This window comes from Gloeobacter kilaueensis JS1, assembly GCF_000484535.1.
GTDB lineage: Bacteria > Cyanobacteriota > Cyanobacteriia > Gloeobacterales > Gloeobacteraceae > Gloeobacter > Gloeobacter kilaueensis.
In genome coordinates this window covers 2,561,336-2,579,089 of record NC_022600.1, presented here as the reverse complement: position 1 = coordinate 2,579,089, position 17,754 = coordinate 2,561,336, and the positions used below count along the sequence as shown (strand labels likewise).

13 protein-coding genes are annotated in these 17,754 nt (G+C 58.4%); 9 read left to right on the top strand and 4 right to left on the bottom strand.

Going from position 1 to position 17,754, the window contains the following annotated elements:
• Nucleotides 1-64 precede the first annotated feature (64 nt).
• Nucleotides 65-1,117 carry an aldo/keto reductase gene (locus GKIL_RS11870; RefSeq protein WP_023173864.1) on the top strand — a complete coding sequence of 351 codons (1,053 nt, stop codon included), beginning with the start codon at nucleotides 65-67 and terminating at the stop codon, nucleotides 1,115-1,117.
• Here the strand turns inward: GKIL_RS11870 and GKIL_RS11865 are convergent.
• Nucleotides 1,114-1,653, bottom strand: coding sequence for a hypothetical protein (locus tag GKIL_RS11865; protein ID WP_041243918.1), 540 nt, complete (start codon nucleotides 1,651-1,653; stop codon nucleotides 1,114-1,116). The genes GKIL_RS11870 and GKIL_RS11865 overlap by 4 nt on opposite strands.
• Nucleotides 1,654-1,676: 23 nt before the next feature.
• On the bottom strand, nucleotides 1,677-1,994 hold the full coding sequence (locus GKIL_RS11860; RefSeq protein WP_023173862.1) for an MgPME-cyclase complex family protein: 318 nt from the start codon (nucleotides 1,992-1,994) through the stop codon (nucleotides 1,677-1,679).
• A 58-nt stretch (nucleotides 1,995-2,052) separates the two neighbouring features.
• Here GKIL_RS11860 and mnmG point away from each other — a divergent pair, with 58 nt between their 5' ends.
• From mnmG to GKIL_RS11845, 3 genes are all read left to right on the top strand, one after another.
• Nucleotides 2,053-3,936, top strand: coding sequence for a tRNA uridine-5-carboxymethylaminomethyl(34) synthesis enzyme MnmG (gene mnmG / locus GKIL_RS11855; protein WP_023173860.1), 1,884 nt, complete (start codon nucleotides 2,053-2,055; stop codon nucleotides 3,934-3,936).
• A 330-nt stretch (nucleotides 3,937-4,266) separates the two neighbouring features.
• Nucleotides 4,267-4,599 carry a thioredoxin gene (trxA, locus tag GKIL_RS11850; protein ID WP_023173859.1) on the top strand — a complete coding sequence of 111 codons (333 nt, stop codon included), beginning with the start codon at nucleotides 4,267-4,269 and terminating at the stop codon, nucleotides 4,597-4,599.
• A 29-nt stretch (nucleotides 4,600-4,628) separates the two neighbouring features.
• Nucleotides 4,629-6,158 (top strand): pyruvate carboxylase subunit B, encoded by a 1,530-nt coding sequence (locus GKIL_RS11845; RefSeq protein WP_023173858.1) that lies wholly within the window; start codon nucleotides 4,629-4,631, stop codon nucleotides 6,156-6,158.
• Between the two features lie 12 nt (nucleotides 6,159-6,170).
• Here GKIL_RS11845 and GKIL_RS23620 read toward each other — a convergent pair whose 3' ends face one another.
• A complete protein-coding gene (locus GKIL_RS23620; protein WP_023173857.1) occupies nucleotides 6,171-6,851 on the bottom strand; it encodes a DUF4276 family protein in 681 nt (226 codons plus the stop codon).
• A complete protein-coding gene (locus GKIL_RS23615; RefSeq protein ID WP_023173855.1) occupies nucleotides 6,852-8,225 on the bottom strand; it encodes an AAA family ATPase in 1,374 nt (457 codons plus the stop codon).
• Between the two features lie 140 nt (nucleotides 8,226-8,365).
• On the opposite strand from GKIL_RS23615, the gene GKIL_RS11835 reads away from it, so the two are divergent.
• The 5 genes from GKIL_RS11835 to GKIL_RS11810 all read left to right on the top strand — a co-directional run bounded on the left by GKIL_RS11835 (nucleotide 8,366) and on the right by GKIL_RS11810 (nucleotide 17,744).
• The gene (locus tag GKIL_RS11835) at nucleotides 8,366-9,529 is read left to right on the top strand and encodes a Coenzyme F420 hydrogenase/dehydrogenase, beta subunit C-terminal domain (protein WP_023173854.1); all 1,164 of its coding nucleotides are present in this window, start codon (nucleotides 8,366-8,368) and stop codon (nucleotides 9,527-9,529) included.
• 67 nt (nucleotides 9,530-9,596) lie between these two features.
• A complete protein-coding gene (locus GKIL_RS22680; protein ID WP_023173853.1) occupies nucleotides 9,597-10,136 on the top strand; it encodes an ankyrin repeat domain-containing protein in 540 nt (179 codons plus the stop codon).
• Nucleotides 10,137-10,151: 15 nt separating this feature from the next.
• Nucleotides 10,152-10,982 carry an endonuclease/exonuclease/phosphatase family protein gene (locus GKIL_RS11820; protein ID WP_023173852.1) on the top strand — a complete coding sequence of 277 codons (831 nt, stop codon included), beginning with the start codon at nucleotides 10,152-10,154 and terminating at the stop codon, nucleotides 10,980-10,982.
• 27 nt (nucleotides 10,983-11,009) lie between these two features.
• Entirely contained in the window at nucleotides 11,010-12,467 is a 1,458-nt protein-coding gene (gene cls / locus GKIL_RS11815; protein ID WP_023173851.1) for a cardiolipin synthase, read from the top strand.
• Nucleotides 12,468-12,620: 153 nt separating this feature from the next.
• Complete coding sequence (locus GKIL_RS11810; protein ID WP_023173850.1) at nucleotides 12,621-17,744, top strand: nSTAND1 domain-containing NTPase; 5,124 nt, start codon at nucleotides 12,621-12,623, stop codon at nucleotides 17,742-17,744.
• Nucleotides 17,745-17,754: the final 10 nt, after the last annotated feature.

Here is a 17,754-nt window from a genome sequence, read left to right as displayed (position 1 = left end):
GGCTTACTTTGCCGGGGCAGGGGGGCGCGATAAAATGCCTGTATTCGTTGCGAGAAGAGTGCCCGTGAGCCAGGCAAAAGCGCCGCCTCCAGCTTCCGAGAACCCACCTGGACCGGAGCGGCTGGAGCTTGCCCCCGGATTGAATATCTGCCGGATTTTGACCGGCCTGTGGCAGGTGAGCGGTGCCCACGGCCCGATTCGGCCCCAGGCAGCGCTTGAGTCGATGGGCCGGTACTTTGACGCGGGCTTTACAACCTTCGATCTGGCGGATCACTACGGCCCGGCTGAAGATTTTATCGGCGAATTTCGCCGCCGCCTGAAAGCCGAGCGCGGCCCGGAAGCCCTCGCCAATCTTCAAGCCCTCACCAAGTGGGTGCCAAGGCCAGGGCCGATGCCGCGCTCTCTCGTGGAGCAGGCCATCGGTGTCTCCCTCAGGCGCATGGACACACCGGTTCTCGATCTGTTGCAGTTTCACTGGTGGGACTACGCCGATTTGAGCTATCTCGAAGCCCTCGCTCACCTGGCCGAGTTGCAGCGAGAAGGCCGGATCCGCCACCTCGCCCTCACCAACTTCGACACCCGGCGGCTGGAAATTATCCTCAAGACCGGTGTGCGGATCGTCTCCAATCAGGTGCAGTACTCGCTTATCGACCGGCGGCCCGAAGTCGAGATGGTGCGGCTGTGCGAGGCGAACGGCGTCAGGTTGCTCGCCTACGGCACCTTGCTCGGAGGGTTGCTCAGCGAAAAGTACCTTGAGCAGCCGGAACCCAGGGCTGACCAGCTCACGACCGCGAGTTTGCGCAAGTACAAGCAGATGGTCGATCTGTGGGGCGGCTGGCGATTGTTTCAAGAACTGTTGCGGGTGCTCAAATTTATCGCCGACAAACACAAAGTTCAGATCGCGAACGTGGCGACGCGCTATATCCTTGACCGCCCGGCGGTGGCCGGGGTGATCGTCGGAGCACGCCTGGGCCTCGCCGATCACTGGCAGGACAATGCCCGCACCGCCGGTTTCAGCCTCGACAGCGGCGATCGCACGCGCATCGCCGTCGTCCTCCAGCGCTCGCAGGATCTGTTTCGGATCATCGGCGACTGCGGCGACGAGTACCGGCGTTAAAGCAGCGCGAACGAGCGGGCAATTGCGTCCACGGCGGGCTTGAGCCGGGCGAACAGGGGTTCGGGAGTGACCAGCAAAATCGTCACCAACCGGCCCATGTCGCCTCCGACGGTGACGAAGATGCGGCCCTCCGTAAGGGAACGGCGGGCCGGCTGGGCCCGAAACAATAGCTCGGCGGTGTTGAAGTTGCCCATGTAGCCGGGGGCGCTGTCAAGCAGACGAAACGTTCTATAGGTATTGCCCAACTGGCCCCGCTCAAGGCGCTGCTGATAGAGGCGGCCAATCTCGACGAGCTGGGCTGGGGTGGCCGGTTTGCCGTCGTCTTTCTGGCGGGCGTTCGCCCTGACGGTCAGCAAAATCACCGCGCCGCGCACCGCCGGATAGACGAGCGCCACCTCGCCCAATTTGCCCCGCACTTCGCCCAACTCCCAGCCCGGCGGCGGTACGAACTGAAAGCCCAAGATCAAGTCCCGGTAAGGTTGGGCGGCCTGGCAGGTGCCAGAGGAAACTGCCAGAGCCAAAAGCGCCAGGACCATACGATCCAGATACCGGCGGCGTCTCATCTTACGGTGGCGCTGGTGGCGAGCGGGTCGGGGATGGCGGGACTCGGTGCCTCGAAGCTGCCCATCAGCACGTACTGCAGCCGGTGCTTCAACCAGAGAATAAAGGCTCCGTCCGTCGAGACGATTGCCGCCGCCGGGAGCGGGCAGCGGTGCTCGCCCAGTGCTTCTAGAAAAGCGGGGGCGCGCACCAGCCAGAAGTCGATGGGCTTATTCCGCGCCAGGTAGTCGCGGCGGCGCTCTTCGAGCACTTCTTCGACGATGTGCTCGTGCAAAAAGCGCTCGCTCGCCGCCAGATAATGATACGTCTGTGCCACAGGCTACCCCGTACGATGCCCGACGATAAAATAGGGTAGCGTTTTTTAGGCTCGGGCTGTGCAATATCTCGATCGCTTCGATGTCGTCGTCGTCGGCGCAGGCCATGCCGGGGCCGAAGCGGCCCTGGCGGCGGCCCGGCTCGGTTGCCGGACGCTGCTTGTGACGATGAACCTCGATACGATCGGCTGGCAGCCCTGCAACCCGGCGGTGGGGGGTCCGGCCAAATCCCAGCTCGTCCACGAGGTCGATGCCCTCGGAGGCGAGATTGGCAAGATTACAGACCGCACCTACCTCCAGAAGCGCCTGCTCAACAATTCCCGAGGACCGGCGGTCTGGGCGCTGCGGGCTCAGACTGACAAGCGCGAGTACGCCCGCCAGCTAAAGCAGGTGCTCGAAAACACCGCCAACCTGACCCTGCGCCAGGGCCAGATCACCGACATTCACCTGGACAGCAACGACGACATCTGCGGCGTGAGCACCTTCTTTGAGGTGCATTTTGCCTGCCGGGCGGTGATCCTCGCTACCGGTACTTTTTTGGGCGGGCGCATCTGGATTGGCCGCAAGTCAACGAGTGCCGGGCGGGCGGGTGAATTTGCCGCCGAAGGCTTGACCCAGACGCTCCGGTCGCTGGGCTTCGAGACCGGGCGGCTCAAGACAGGCACCCCGGCTCGGGTCGATCGGCGCACGGTCGATTTTGGCAGGATGGAAATCCAGCCGCCGGACCCTGAGCAGCGCTGGTTTTCTTTTGACCCCCGCGCCTGGATCGAGCGCCCTCAAGAAAACTGTTACCTGACGCGGACCACCGAGCACACCCACCGGATCATCCGCGAGCACCTGCACCTTTCGCCCATGTACAGCGGCGACATCGATGCCAAAGGGCCGCGCTACTGCCCGAGCATCGAGGATAAAATCGTCCGCTTCGCCGACAAACAGAGCCATCAGATCTTCATCGAGCCCGAGGGCCGCGACACTCCCGAACTGTACGTCCAGGGCTTTTCGACTTCGCTGCCGGAGCCGGTGCAGATCCAGATGCTGCGCACACTGCCGGGATTAGAAAATTGCACGCTGCTACGGCCCGCCTACGCCGTTGAGTACGACTACCTGCCCGCCGTGCAGTGCTTTGCGACGCTGATGAGCAAGCGGGTGCCGGGGCTTTTTTGTGCCGGGCAGATCAACGGTACGACCGGCTACGAGGAAGCCGCCGCCCAGGGCATCGTCGCCGGGATCAACGCCGCCCGTTTTGTCAGAGGCGAAGAACCGGTCGTGCTGTCCCGCGAGGGCTCCTACATCGGCACGTTGATCGACGATCTGGTCACCAAAGAAATCCGCGAACCGTACCGGATGCTCACCAGCCGCTCCGAATACCGCCTGGTGCTCAGGTCCGACAACGCCGACCGGCGGCTGACTCCCCTGGGCCGACAGCTGGGCCTCATCGACGACGAGCGCTGGACGCTTTTTCAAAGCAAAGTCCAGGCGATCGAAACCGAGCAGCGCCGCCTGGAGGGGACGCGCATTCTCACCCGCGACCTGCCCGCCCACCTGGCAGTGGGCAAAGGCAGTTCCCTCACCCTCGCCGAACTGTTGCGGCGACCGGGGGTCCACACCTGCGACCTTGAGGCTCTGGGCCAGGGCAGCCCGGATCTAGATTCTGCCGTGCGCGATAATGTCGAGATCGAGATCAAATACAGCGGCTACATCGACCGCCAGAACGAGCAAATCGAGCGGACCAGCCGCGAGTTGAACCGGCCTATCCCGGACAACCTCGACTATCAAAAGCTCACCAGCCTCTCCCAAGAAAGCCGCGAAAAACTCACCCGCATCCGTCCGCTCACGATCGGCCAGGCAAGCCGCATCGGTGGCGTCAATCCCGCCGACATCAACGCCCTGCTCGTCTACCTGCAGCTTCACCAGAGCCGCTCCCTGGCTCCAACCTCCCCCTAAAATGATGAAAAAATCTATCTTAGGGTTTACAGGCCAGCCCGGTGGTCCTATACTTCAAGATTAGTGAGGGGTGAATGGAAGAAGGGCGCTGGGACGAAACGCGGACAGTCCAAGCGCCCTTCTTTATTGGAAGATTTTGAGTACGCTGCGGCATCGCATAGAATGAAGGTAGCGGAGACGCATGTTTCCGTTCACTCCTCACACCATGATCCGCCCGGTCGCTCCGGGCGGTTTCTTTTCAACTTCTTTGTGCTGCTCAGGCCCGGCTATGGCCTGGATCCCTCTGTGATAAACTGAGAGAAAGCATCGTGTATCAGGAGCACCATAAGTATGTCAGCTGCAGTGCCGGTTCATGATTCGACCTTTAAGACTGAGGTTCTTGAGAGTGATTTGCCTGTGCTGGTAGATTTCTGGGCTCCCTGGTGCGGCCCCTGCCGGATGGTGGCACCGGTGGTCGATGAGATCGCCCAGCAGTATAGCGGCAAGCTCAAGGTCGTAAAAGTCAATACTGACGAAAATCCTCAGATTGCAACCCAGTACGGGATTCGCAGCATTCCGACGCTGATGGTCTTCAAGGGTGGCTCCAAAGTTGACATGGTCGTCGGCGCAGTGCCCAAGACTACGCTCGCCACCACCCTCGAAAAGCACATCGACTCCAAATAAACCGTCCATCTGCCCTGGAGGGTTGTCCTATGAGTTCGCTCGCCGTCGATTCCGATAGCGCGAGGGATCTGCGCTCCGCTGTTCCCTCCCGAGTCGGCGTTACCGACACGACCTTCCGCGATGCGCACCAGTCGCTTCTGGCGACCCGGATGACGACAGCCCAGATGCTGCCGGTAGCAGCCCGCATGAACCGCATCGGTTTCCATTCGATGGAAGTCTGGGGCGGGGCAACCTTCGACGCCTGCATCCGCTTTTTGGGCGAAGATCCCTGGGAGCGGCTCAAGGTGTTGCGCCGCGAGATGCCCGACACCCAGCTGCAGATGCTGGTGCGCGGCCAGAACCTCCTGGGCTACCGCCACTATCCCGACGACATCGTCGAGCGCTTTATCCGGCGCTCGGTGGCCAACGGCATCAACATCATCCGCACCTTCGACGCCCTCAACGACGTGCGCAACCTGCAGCGGACAATCGAGACCGGCAAGGAGTGCGGAGCCCATGTCCAGGGAACGCTGGTCTATACCGTAAGTCCCGTACACGACCTTGAGCACTACACCGGCGTCGCCCGCGAACTGGTTGGTCTGGGCGTCGATTCGCTGTGCATCAAAGACATGGCCGGTCTGCTCAAGCCCGACACGGCGGGTCGGCTCATCGAAGCTCTGCGCCCGGTGGTGGGCACCCTGCCGATTCAGATGCACGCCCACTCCCTCTCGGGGATGGCCTCGATGGCCTACTGGGAGGCGATTCAAAAGGGAGCCAACATCGTCGATACGGCGATCTCGCCCCTGGCGCTGGGCTCCAGCCAACCGGCCACCGAGACGATGGTGGTCGTTCTGCGCGATACGCCCTTTGACACCGGACTCGACATCGATGCCCTCATCGACGTGGCCGAATACTTCGAGCGCATCTTCCGCGACGCCGGTAACGCTCCGATTCGTCAGACGATCATCGACACCCGCGTGCTCTCCCATCAGGTGCCCGGTGGGATGATCACCAACCTCATTGCCCAGCTCGACGAGCAGCGCGCCTCCCACCGCCTTCAAGAAGTGCTCAAGGAACTGCCGAAGGTGCGGGCCGATCTGGGCTATCCGCCCCTGGTCACACCCACCAGCCAGATCGTCGGTACCCAGGCCGTGCTCAACGTCCTTACCGGCGAACGCTACAAGATCATCCCGGCTGAGGTGCGCGACTATCTGCTGGGCCGCTATGGCCGCCCGCCCTACCCGATCGCCGATTCTCTCTACGCCCGCGTCACCGCCGACGGCCACGAGCCTATCGCCCATCGCCCCGCCGACGACCTCGAACCTGGCTGGGAGCGCGCCGTCGAGGAGAGTGCCCAATGGGCGCGCTGCGAAGAAGACGCCCTCACCTACGCCCTGTTTCCCCAGGTGGCCAAAAAGTACTTTCAGGCCCGAGACGGGCAGCCTCCGGCTCCAGCTGTCAAAAAATTTCCGATCGACCTCAAGTCGATCAACGACTTGGTGCGGGCCTTTGCTCAGGCTTCCACCCTCGATAGTTTCGCCTGTGAGCTGGGCGGCACGCGCATCTATCTGACCCGCTAATGCTGTGACCGATTAACTTAAATATCCAAGCTGGCAGAGAGCCTGAGTCAGGTCTTCTTCCATTTTTTTGAATGCTGGAAGCAATCGTAGTACCTCCAGCGATACGGATTCTCCCAGCGAACTGAGAAATGAGCTAACTTTCGCTCGCCTTGCTCGAACTGCACTTCCGACGATGAGAGTGTACATTTGCTCTAGATGACGCTTGGGGTCAGGAATGCTTTCTACGAGGTGACAGGGCTCTGGAACTTGCAGCTCTTTATTGCTCATGGTAGTACCGAACACTGAACGAATCGCATCGCCATCGACGAGCGTCCACGCCTCCATTTCTCGAATTGGAATGACAGCAACCAGCCTCTCGTCCAGGGAGTCAGTACGTTCGCAGTAAGCTAGAGTGATTGGCCTAAATCGCTGTTCAAAAGCAGCATCGTAATCGCCGGCTCCATCTGTATGGTAAAAGAGGATATTGAAAACTCCTTGAGCTTTACAAATAAGCTCGATTACGCGAGTGGTGTGATCTCGTTCTGGATGAATAACTTGACTCTGATTGAAGGTAAGTGGGTGTACATCACCAATATCAATTATAGTGTTGGCGGACGCCAGGCAGATTGACTCTGATAGTCTACGTAGAAGCGGCGGAAGGAAGCTATAGTCTGTTTTGCCTTCGGCGTACAATGCTAAACCTAGATAACGCATCTATCCGGCTCTATCTACACTGTCCAGGTAATTTTTAACTTCAAAAGCACTGACGTAATTTTGTTTCTCACCTGGTAAAAGCTCACCCTGGTCCCTGACAGGTCTGAGGCGTGTTTTGCGAGCTACTTCCTGCTCTGTGGGCGATACAGTGCTGACCATATCAGAGAACATCTTCTCACCTTCTTCTAAGCTTGAAAGCACGACGGGTGAATGACTATTCATAAGAATTTGAGAAAACGGCTCCTCGAACGAAATATCAGTGTTCCAGGGCTTAGTAACTAACTCTCGTAGGCGATTTATCAGTGTCTTAAGTCGGTAAGGGTGAATTCCATTTTCAGGTTCTTCAAAACATATGAGCCCTCGCTGGCGCGGATCATGCAGTAGTGTAAGCAAGGCAAGTATCCGTAAAGTTCCATCGGATACAATTCGGGAGCTTAAAGCATAGCCTTCTCGAACAGACAGGTTTACTTCGTATCTTTTATTCACTCTATCGTCTCGCACTTGTAAGCTAATGATGCCAGAAATTAACGATGAAAGATCGGCTGCGATGTCTTTTAACACACCCTGCGGTTGCGTTGAACTGGCAGTCTCCATCTGAATTCGAGCCAGGACAGTGGCTAAATTTGAACCATCAGATTTAAGGGTCTCATCATCTAATTTTGAACTGGGTAATCTCATGACAGCAGGGTCAAGTTGCAAGAATTTCCATGAATTCATTTCTTCGCGGATGGCGTAGAGATGCCTGTATTCAGTGGTTGTTATGCTGGAAAGAACAGTTGCTTCTGCTGCCTCAGCCAGCAGGAACCTGCCTGCTCTTCCATCCTGAAAGATCTTGAAACTCGGCTTACCATTTACACCCTCAAGTTCGGTAGTCAACCACGGGGTTTTCCTGCTGTATCGCATGAATGTGTCCCTAAATTGTTTAGATGGCGCATGAAAAGAGGAGCCGAAGAGCCTATCATCTTTTGCATTGATAGGAATAGCTTCCTCCTTAACAACTACCAGTCGCTCCGTACCTTTTTCATCCATTCGCCGTTCAATATCAACTTCGTAGCGGACTCGATTATGAGTAATTTGGACTTGTGTCCCCCACGGATCAGTGGCTTTAGATTCAAGCAGCAACTCCACAGCAAAGGACATTTTTGTACCGGGTTGGCCATCGGGTTGAATACGGAAAAGTTCGTGAGGTTCTCCCCGCAAACCTTTGACTGCCGAACGCAAATCTTTGGAAGCAAGGTTTGATAGAAAGCGGATGGCATCGAAGAGGTTTGATTTGCCAGTCGCGTTTGGGCCTAGAACTACCAGCAGAGGACCGATATCGATCCCAAAATCCTCGAAGGTTTTGAATCCATCGATTTCGATCCGGGTAAGCATCGAGATATCTGTCCCCAATCAACCACTGGATAGCATAACTTATCGGGCAGTTTGGTGGTTGCTCTGTTTGTCCGACTGTTCTCCAACTCAAGTAAAGTCAGATTGCGCTAGACTGCAGACGTTTCGTTCCAGGTAGGCGCGTGCATCCAAAGCCTAAAAATCGTCCCGCCCTTGAGCTGTGCAGCGAATGCGGTCTGTGCGATACCAGCTACCTGCGCTATGCCAAGTGGGCCTGCGCCTTTATCACCCAGCACGTCGATGAACTGGAGGTCAAAAGCCACGGGCGCGAGCGCGATCTCGAAGACGAGCGCGAGCTGTACTTTGGGGTGCATCGCCAGATGTACGCCGCCCGCAAGCGGCAGCCCGTTAGCGGGGCGCAGTGGAGTGGCATCGTAAGCACGATCGGGATGCGCGCCCTCGAAACCGGACTGGTGGACACGGTGCTCTGTGTCGCCGCCGATAGCGAGGACCGCTTCACTCCCCGGCCCGTGCTCGCCCGCACGCCCGCCGAGGTGCTCGCCGCCCGCGTCAACAAGCCCACCCTCAGCCCCAACCTCTCGGTCTTAGACGAGATTCCCAAAATCGGCACAAGGCGGCTTCTTGCGATCGGTGTGGGCTGTCAGATCCAGGCGCTGCGCACCGTTCAAGACAGGCTGGGCCTCGAAGCGCTCTACGTTCTGGGCACCCCCTGCGTCGATAACGTCTCCCGCCAGGGCCTGCAGCAATTTCTCGACACGACCAGCCGCTCGCCCGCAACGGTCGTCCACTACGAATTCATGCAGGATTTTCGAGTCCACTTCAAACACGCCGACGGCTCGGTTGAAAAAGTGCCTTTCTTTGGTCTGAACACGAAGGCGCTCAAGGAGGTATTCGCTCCTTCCTGCCTCAGCTGTTTCGATTACGTCAACGGCCTCGCGGATCTGGTGGTGGGCTATATGGGCGCAGAATTTGGCTGGCAGTGGATCGTCGAGCGCAACGCCCAGGGCCGGGTGCTTCTGGATCTCGTGCGCGACGAGCTGGAATTTGGCCGGATCGTCGAATCGGGCAACCGCTTCGCTGCCGTGCAGCAGGGCATCGCCGCCTACGATCAGGCGGTGACGCTGCCGATGTGGATAGCGAAGCTGATGGGGCTGGTGATCGAGAAGATCGGCCCCCGTGGACTGGAGTACGCCCGCTTTTCGATCGACTCGCACTTTGCCCGCAACTACCTTTATGTCCGCCGCCGCCACCCCGGCAAGCTGGAGCGGCACGTCCCCAGATACGCTAAAAAGATCGTCGCCCAGTACGCGCTGCCGCCGGAATAGTCTCTAGGGCACCTGAAATGAAAGCCTACTACGAGTTCGACCATCTTCCAGCAGCAGAGATGGAGCGATGAGCACCAGCCCTTTCTATCGAGCGATCCAGGCAGGCAACCTTCCGCTGGTGCAGCGTCTTCTGGCTGCGGGAGCCAGCCTCGAAGGCGAGCGCGATCGGCTTACCCCGTGGTTGCTGCCCCAGAGTACACCGCTCATCGAGGCGATCCGTTCGCACCACCTGCCGATCGCCGCCCTGTTGCTGGAATTGGGGGCAGACCCGAACGCTTTTACGCGCACTGGCACGACGCCCCTCGCCGCCGCCGTGCAGCTAGACGACGATGAGGCGGTCCGGCTTTTGCTGGAGTGGGGAGCCGATGTCAACTTCAAAACTAACGCTCAAATGGCAAGCCCCCTCCAGCGCGCCGCCTACGACGGCCAGGAGAATCTGGTCCGCCTGCTATTGGCCCACGGGGCGCGGCCCGACACGGTCCTGCAAAACGACGTTTCCTCCCTCATCCGCATTCGCGGCCCCATCTTACAGATGTTGATCGATGCCGGAGGCAGGGCTCCAGACGATATCCTGAAGTTGCTGCGCGATGGTGCAGCGCTGCCTTGAAACTGACAGGGAAGGATGGCAGAACATCCGATCGAACCGTGGCTGAGACGGTTTTTACCGGCGCGGCGCTTTGTGCGGGCGCAGCAAAAGACGATTGCCGGAAAGCCGGTGCGGGCAACGGGCCTTGAACGCACGCGCATTCGCGTGCTGAGCTGGAATGTCGCCAAGAACAATTACAAACAAAGCTGGGCAGAGGATTTTGCCGCCATCGTTGCGCAGTACAATCCCGATCTGATTTTGCTGCAGGAAGTGCGCTTCGAGATCCAGGCGGAGCAGGCGCTTGAACTGGCTGGAATGCACTGGCACTTTGCACCCAATTTTATCGACGCCCACCACCGGGCCTACTCCGGTATTCTCACCGCTGCCAGAGCCCAGACCCTCGCTACCGAGTCGATCGTGACCGAACACTTTGAGCCGATTGCCAGGACACCGAAGATTTCGCTCGCGACGACCCACGCGATCAACGATACCCAGCAGGCTCTGCTCACCATCAACTGCCACCTGATCAATTTCAGCAACTTAAGCAAGTTCAAAGCCCAGCTGGCGAGCCTGCAGACGATTATCCAGAGCCACCGGGGACCCGTCATCTTATCGGGAGATTTTAATACCTGGAGCCGTTCCAGGGCTGCCTGTCTTGAGCGGTTTTGCCGGCAGTTCAACCTGCACTCTGCCGCGTTCTCGTCCGTTGAAAGGCAGAAGATCAAGCGATTTTTGAATTCACCGCCGCTCGATTATATTTTCGCCAGCGGCCTGCGGGAGAATAGTGCCGCAACGGTGCTCGATGCGGTCACTTCCTCCGACCACAAGCCCCTGCTCGCAAGCTTCCGGCTGGCGGAAGCTCTCTAGAAGCCACCCGACGACGAGGCTGCCGGCATGTTTGGAATCGAGAGTCGCTACCTCCCCCATATTGTCGGTGCCATCGTCTTCATCGTCCACAGCACCGGCATTCTCAACGCGGCCCACGCTGTATTGAACGTGCGCTCCTCCAAAGGAGCGGTGGCCTGGAGCATTTCTTTGATCACCTTCCCGTGGCTTGCCATTCCGCTGTACTGGATCCTGGGCAGAAACAAATTTTTGGGCTACAACGCGGTGGTGCGCGAAGCCTACCGTGAGCACCAGGAATTGATTCGCGAAGGACTCGAAGAAATCCAGGAGTTCAAAATTGTCCCTGCAGAGAGGCTCACCGAGTTTCAATCGCTGGCTTCTGCCCTTTCTTTGATCCCGTTTACTTCGGGCAACGCGGTCAAATTGTTAATCGATGGCAAGCAAACCTTCGATGCGATGCTGGCAGCAATTGCCTCAGCAAAGCGCTATATCCTGCTCCAGTCTTATATCGTCGAGGACGACGACACTGGTCGATTTTTTCGCGACGCGCTGATTGCCCGCGCAAGGGAGGGCGTCTGCGTCTGTTTTCTCTACGACGAGATTGGCTCCCAGAAGTTGCCCCGCCACTACATCGATGCCCTGGGCAAGGAGAACGTCCAGGTCAAAGCTTTTGGCACCACGCGCGGCGGCTGGCGCAACCGCTTTCAGATCAACTTTCGCAACCACCGCAAGATCCTGGTGGTCGATGGCGAGCAGGCTTACGTCGGTGGCCTCAATATTGGCGACGAGTACCTGGGCCGGAGCAAGAATCCGCGCCTCTGCCCCTGGCGCGACACCCATATCCAGCTCAGTGGACCGTCGGTGCAGTGTCTGCAGTACTGCTTTTTGCAGGACTGGTACTGGGCCACCCGCGAGTTGCCCGATGTCAGTTTTGCGGTCAAAGCCGACCTCAAGACCGACGCCGCCGTGTTCGTTCTACCTACCGGACCGGCGGACCGGCAGCCCGCCTGTACCCTCTTTTATCTCGATGTGATTAGCCGCGCCCAAAAACGGCTCTGGATCGCTACCCCGTACTTCGTGCCGGACGATTCGATTCTGGCTGCTTTGAAGCTCGCGGCGCTGCGCGGCGTCGATGTGCGGCTGCTGCTGCCGGGCCACCCCGATCACATCAGCCCGTACCTGTGTTCTTTTTCGTACTACGACGAGCTGGCCCTGGCAGGCATCGACGTCTTCCGCTACGAACCCGGCTTTATGCACCAAAAAGTGGTCTTGATCGACGAGCAACTGGCCGGTGTCGGCACGGTCAACCTCGACAACCGCTCCTTTTTGCTCAACTTCGAGGTGATGAACTTTGTCGCCCACCCGGATTTCATCGCCGCTGTCGAGCAGATGCTGGAGGCAGACTTTGAGCGCGCCCGCGCCGTCGATTTAAGCGACTACGGCAAGAAGCCCTTCTGGTTCAAGCTCGCCGTTCGAGTCACGCGCCTGCTCACGCCAGTGTTGTGACCAGACTTTCCCGGCAGCTTACGACGGTGTAGCAAGAACTACAAAAACTCCTGAATGGAGAAAAATTCTCTCATTAACTGTTCATAAATAGAAAAATTGCCTGCATAAAAAGAAGGACGCTCCACTATCGGGTAGTACTGCTGGTCCGAAATTATGCCTCCTCGTGTCGTCGGTAGCAGCCGCAGCGCCCGCGTCCTCACCAGTGGTGAGGCGAAGTTGTGGCTGTTGCTCATCGGCGTCAACCAGTATCAAGAATCGCCGCTGGCCCCCCTCGGCTATTGTGCTGCCGATTGTGAGGGAATTGCCGAGGCGCTGCTGGAGGCGACGGCACCATTTCCTAATAAAGAACTGCTGATCCACCACGACTTTGCCAAGAGTCCGCCCACCCACAGGGCTATCGCCGCCAGCCTCGATCGGATCGTCGCCGAGGCTATGCCCCAGGACACGCTGCTCGTTTATTTTTGTGGCCACGGCGTTCTCGATCCGGCGAGCGCTCAGACAATACTCTGCCTGGCGGACACCCGCTTCGACGCCCTCACCGACACCGGCCTGGGTCTGCGGCAGTTGCTTTTGCGCTTCGGCAATTGCCGGGCCCGGCAGCAACTGGTCTGGCTCGACGCCTGCCACAGCGGCAGCCTGCGCTTGCAAGGCAGCGCCTCCGCAGAAACAAGCAGCAGCGATCCGACCGCCGGCCTCGTCGAACCTCTGCGGGAGTACGCTGCCCAGAGCCGGGGCTTTTACGCGATGCTCTCCTGCGACCGGGATCAGCAGTCCTGGGAGTTTCCGGGCCTTGGCCACGGTGTGTTCACCTACTTTTTGATGCGCGGACTGCGCGGCGAGGCGGCCAATGCCGAGGGGCTCATCGAGATGGACGGCCTCTACAAGTACGTCTATCACGGCACCCTGCGCTACATCGACAACGTCAACCAGCAACTGCGCCTCGAAAATAGCCAGCGCGCCCGGCGGGGCGTCGGCGAGCAGCACGCCCTTTACTCGCTCCAGACTCCGAAAAAGATCGTCGAATTTGTCGGCGAACTGGTAATCGGCACCCGCCCGAGCAGCCTGCAGGCGGCCCGACCGCGCCGGGCCCTGGTGATCGATGCTTTAGCAGATGAGGCGGAGACCACCCTGGCCCTGGGACGCATGCTTCGCCAGAAGGGCAACTTCGACGAGCTGGATTTTTGGCCGCGACCCAGTAGCGACTGGCGGCAGGTGCGCGAGGCAATCCAGGCCATCTTGCGTCCGGGCAATCTTTCCCCGTCCGCCGCAACGGGCGAAACGGTTGTGCTCTACCTGCGCGGGCAGCTTGAAACCGACGAGGAGGGAAATAGCTGGCTCAGACTGGGAGACGGCGTGCGCATTCACCTGCTGTGGTTGAATCGCGAACTGCGCAGCTGCAGCAATGGTCAGCAACTGGTTATTCTCGACTGTCCGGGAGCTTCTGCCCTCGAAGAATGGGTCGAGCAGTTGCGAAACGGAGCCCGGCGCAGCCAGTGCCTGATCGCCTCCAGCAGTCCGGGCGACCATTTTGCCCAGGCACTGCTTGCCACCCTCAAGGCGGCTGAACCGTCTGCGGGACTTTCAGCAGCCAACTGGGCCTTTCAGCTGCAGGCGCTGGGCGATCTTGCCCTGCACATCGAGCTGTCCGGCCCGCCCAGCGTGATCGAGGTGTTGCCGGTCCATTTTGCTGCTACTGCCCAGCAGGCTCGGACCACCGCCCTCAATATCTGCCCCTACATGGGCCTGCGGGCCTTCGGCGAGCAGAACGCCCCGTATTTTTTTGGGCGCGAGGCGCTCACCCGCCAGCTGTTGCAGCACATCGCCCAGGCTCCCTTTCTGGCAGTGGTCGGCGCTTCCGGCAGCGGCAAGTCCTCCGTCGTCCAGGCGGGATTGATTGCCCAGCTGCGCCAGGGGCGGCACCTGCCCGGCTCCCAGGACTGGTGGATTCAAAGTTTCAAACCGGGCGCGCAGCCCCTGTCTGCCCTCAGTCAACGGCTGGCCGACAGCGGCACCCCCAGAGAACGTGCGCTCGATCAAGAGCGGATCGAGGGACTGCTCCACCTGGGAACGGAAGGCTTTGTGCAGTGGCTGCGCACGCGCCCCGAGCCGATGGTCGTTCTGGTCATCGACCAGTTCGAGGAGATCTTTACCCTCGCCTCCCCTACCGATCGCCAACTCTTCCTCGACTTGCTGCTCGGTGCCCTCTTCTGCGCCGCCGACCGCTTCAAGCTTGTCGTCACACTTAGAACCGACTTTATCGCTCCTTGCCTCGAAATTCCGGCCCTCGCCGCCTACCTCAACAGCTCCCACGAACTAGTGCCCTCCTGCTTGAACGAGCAGGAGTACCGCCAGGTCATCCTCGGCCCCGCCCAAAAAGTCAACCTGGGCGTCGAGCCGGAACTGGTAGAGGTGTTGCTGCAGGAGTTGACCCAGTCACCAGGCGAGTTGCCTCTATTAGAATTCGTCCTCGAACAGCTCTGGGAGAAGCGCACCGACGGCGGCCTCACCCTCCAGAGCTACCAGCAGCAGATCGGGGGCTTGAGGGGAGCGCTCGAAAACAAAGCCCAGGCGGTCTACAGTGCCCTGAGCCCCGAGTCCCAGGCGTGTGCCCGGTGGATCTTTTTGTCGCTCACCCAGTTGGGCGAGGGCACCGAGGACACCCGACGGCGCATCCCGCGCTCGGAATTAAGCGTCGAGCGCTATCCTGCACCCCTGGTGGAGGAGACGCTGCAGGCACTGACGGCGGCCAAGCTCGTCGTCGTCGGGGCGGAAGCAAGCGAGAGTGCCGGGCGTAGCCGGGGTATAGCCGAGGCCGACAGCTTTGATGCCTTCAAGCAAGAAATCACAGTCGAAGTCGCCCACGAAATCCTGATTCGCTACTGGTCTACCCTGCGCTGGTGGCTCGATGAAAACCGCACCCGCCTGCGCGCCCAGCGGCAGATCGAGCAGGCGGCCCAGCTCTGGCGACAGCGTGCCTTTCAGCCGGACTTTCTGTTGCGCGGCGTGCGCCTCGCTGAGGCCGAAGAAATCTATACCCGCCACAGCGACGAACTCTCCGCCGAAGTTTGCCAGTTCATCGAAGCCTGCCTCGCCGAAAAGCGCGCCCAACAGCGCCGCGCCAATAGACAACTGCGCTACACCCAGGGAATTGCCGGATTGATGGTCCTTCTGGCCGTAGCCGCTCTAGGCTTTGGCATTCTTTTCTACGGGCAGACCCAGAGTGCGCGTCGCAGCGAGATCGAAGCGCTCAACGCCTCGGCAGGCGGCTACTTCGCTTCCTCCCAACAACTGGAAGCATTGATCGCGAGCATCAAGGCCAATCAGCTTTTGCAGCGCACGGCTGGCGTGCCGGACGACCTGAAGACCAGCACCAGGGACACGCTGAACAAGATCCTCTACCTCGCCCAGGAGATGAATCGCATCCAGGTGGACGGTGCCTGGCTCAGCGGCGTCAGCTTCAGTCACGATGAAAAGACCATCGCTACCGCCGGAAGGCAGCTCAAACTCTGGAGCCCTGAAGGCAAGCTACTCAAGACCCTGCCTGGCCACGAGAATTGGGTGTACTGCGTCGAATACAGCCCCCAGGGCAACATCTTCGCCTCCTCCAGCCGGGACGGCACGATCAGACTCTGGAGTGCTAGCGGGGAGCCGCTGCGGATTTTACGCGGGCACACCGACGGTGTGATGGAAATTGCCTTCAGCCCCGATAGCAAGACCCTTGCTTCTGCGAGTTGGGATGGCACTGTCAGACTGTGGAACGTTCACAACGGAACCTTACTTAAAACTTTCAACGCCCACAAAGGCGGAGCGACAAGCGTCAGCTTCAGGCCAGATGGACACGTTCTCGCTTCTTCAGGTGCGGATAAGCAGATCAAGCTCTGGAATCTAGCGAACGGCAGCTTGATGCACACGCTCAAAGGTCACACAGACACTGTCTTTAAAGTTCGCTACTCACCCGATGGAAAGCTCATCGCATCAGCAAGTTGGGATAAGACTGTAAAACTATGGAAGAGCAGTGACACCCTGCTTCTAAAAACCTTGCAGGAGCACACGGACGCCGTCTGGTCGATCGCTTTCAGCCCTGATAACCGCTCGCTCGCCTCGGGAAGTGACGATAGCTCAATCAAAATCTGGAATACCGAGGGCGGCAATCTGGTTGAAACGATTCGTGGTCATCAAGGTGGCATCCACCAGTTGAAGTTTAACCGCAGTGGAAAATCACTGGTTTCCATTGGCGAAGATGGTACGATGCGTCTTTGGAGTATGGACAACGGACTTGTTCGCCGACTCCAAACCCATGATAGCGGCCATGCTGTCGCTAGTTTTAGTCCCGATGGTAAACTGGTTGCCTCTGGAGGAACTGATCAGATCATTCGCTTGACGAACCTGGATGGCAAACTGATCAAAATGCTTAAAACTACCGGCAGTCTGGCCGATGGTACAGTAACATCCCTCAGTTTTAGCCCAGATAACTTAACGATTGCTGCAGCCTACGAGAACTTGAAAGTTAGGATCTGGCGCTTAACCGATGGAAAACTTTTGCATACCTTGAATGGCTTTACACGTGCCGTCTCCACAGTTGCCTACGGAGCAAGTGGAAGCTTAATCGTTACTGCCAGTACCGATGGAACTGTGAAGCTGTGGCGCAAAGACGGAACTCTTATCAGAACTTTTCGAGATTGTGCAGCCGGTCCTGCCATTGCTCTTAGTCCTGATGGCAAACTAATTGCAGTAACAAACCAAAATAACTCAGTAATCTTATTAGATATGAACGGTTCAACGAAAAAAACCTTAAAAGGACACACGGGTGTAGTTACAAGCCTCGCTTTTAGCCCTGATGGAGCTATTCTTGCTTCCAGTAGCGAAGATCAAACAGCTAAGCTCTGGAGAATCCACGACAGCAAGCTTATTGCAAACCTTCAGGGTCACAACAGAGAAGTTACCGATATTAACTTTAGCAAAGATGGACACACTATCGTTTCAAGCTCCAGAGATGGTAGCATTAAAATCTGGAATGCAGAAGGTTTCTTGATCGCCACACTGCAGAACTCAAACAGTGCAGTAAGAACTGCTGACTTCAATCTCAATAGCTCACAAATTGTTTCTGCTGATGGCGATGGCAAAGTAATACTATGGAACTGGCAATCTGCAACGAAGGACTTATCGAGTAAAGCCTGTAGATGGATATATGACTATCTTCAACTAAATGCAAATCTGAGGAGCAAAGAACGAAGTCTTTGTGATTCAAAGTTTTCTACTCAACAACCCCATACTTAGGAGGAAGAAT

Coding starts and splice junctions, on each gene's coding strand:
- cls (WP_023173851.1), top strand. CDS start 11,010: ATGTTTGGAATCGAGAGTCGCTACCTCCCCCATATTGTCGGTGCCATC.
- GKIL_RS23620 (WP_023173857.1), bottom strand. CDS start 6,851: ATGCGTTATCTAGGTTTAGCATTGTACGCCGAAGGCAAAACAGACTAT.
- GKIL_RS11845 (WP_023173858.1), top strand. CDS start 4,629: ATGAGTTCGCTCGCCGTCGATTCCGATAGCGCGAGGGATCTGCGCTCC.
- GKIL_RS22680 (WP_023173853.1), top strand. CDS start 9,597: ATGAGCACCAGCCCTTTCTATCGAGCGATCCAGGCAGGCAACCTTCCG.
- GKIL_RS23615 (WP_023173855.1), bottom strand. CDS start 8,225: ATGCTTACCCGGATCGAAATCGATGGATTCAAAACCTTCGAGGATTTT.
- GKIL_RS11810 (WP_023173850.1), top strand. CDS start 12,621: ATGCCTCCTCGTGTCGTCGGTAGCAGCCGCAGCGCCCGCGTCCTCACC.
- GKIL_RS11865 (WP_041243918.1), bottom strand. CDS start 1,653: ATGGTCCTGGCGCTTTTGGCTCTGGCAGTTTCCTCTGGCACCTGCCAG.
- GKIL_RS11820 (WP_023173852.1), top strand. CDS start 10,152: ATGGCAGAACATCCGATCGAACCGTGGCTGAGACGGTTTTTACCGGCG.
- trxA (WP_023173859.1), top strand. CDS start 4,267: ATGTCAGCTGCAGTGCCGGTTCATGATTCGACCTTTAAGACTGAGGTT.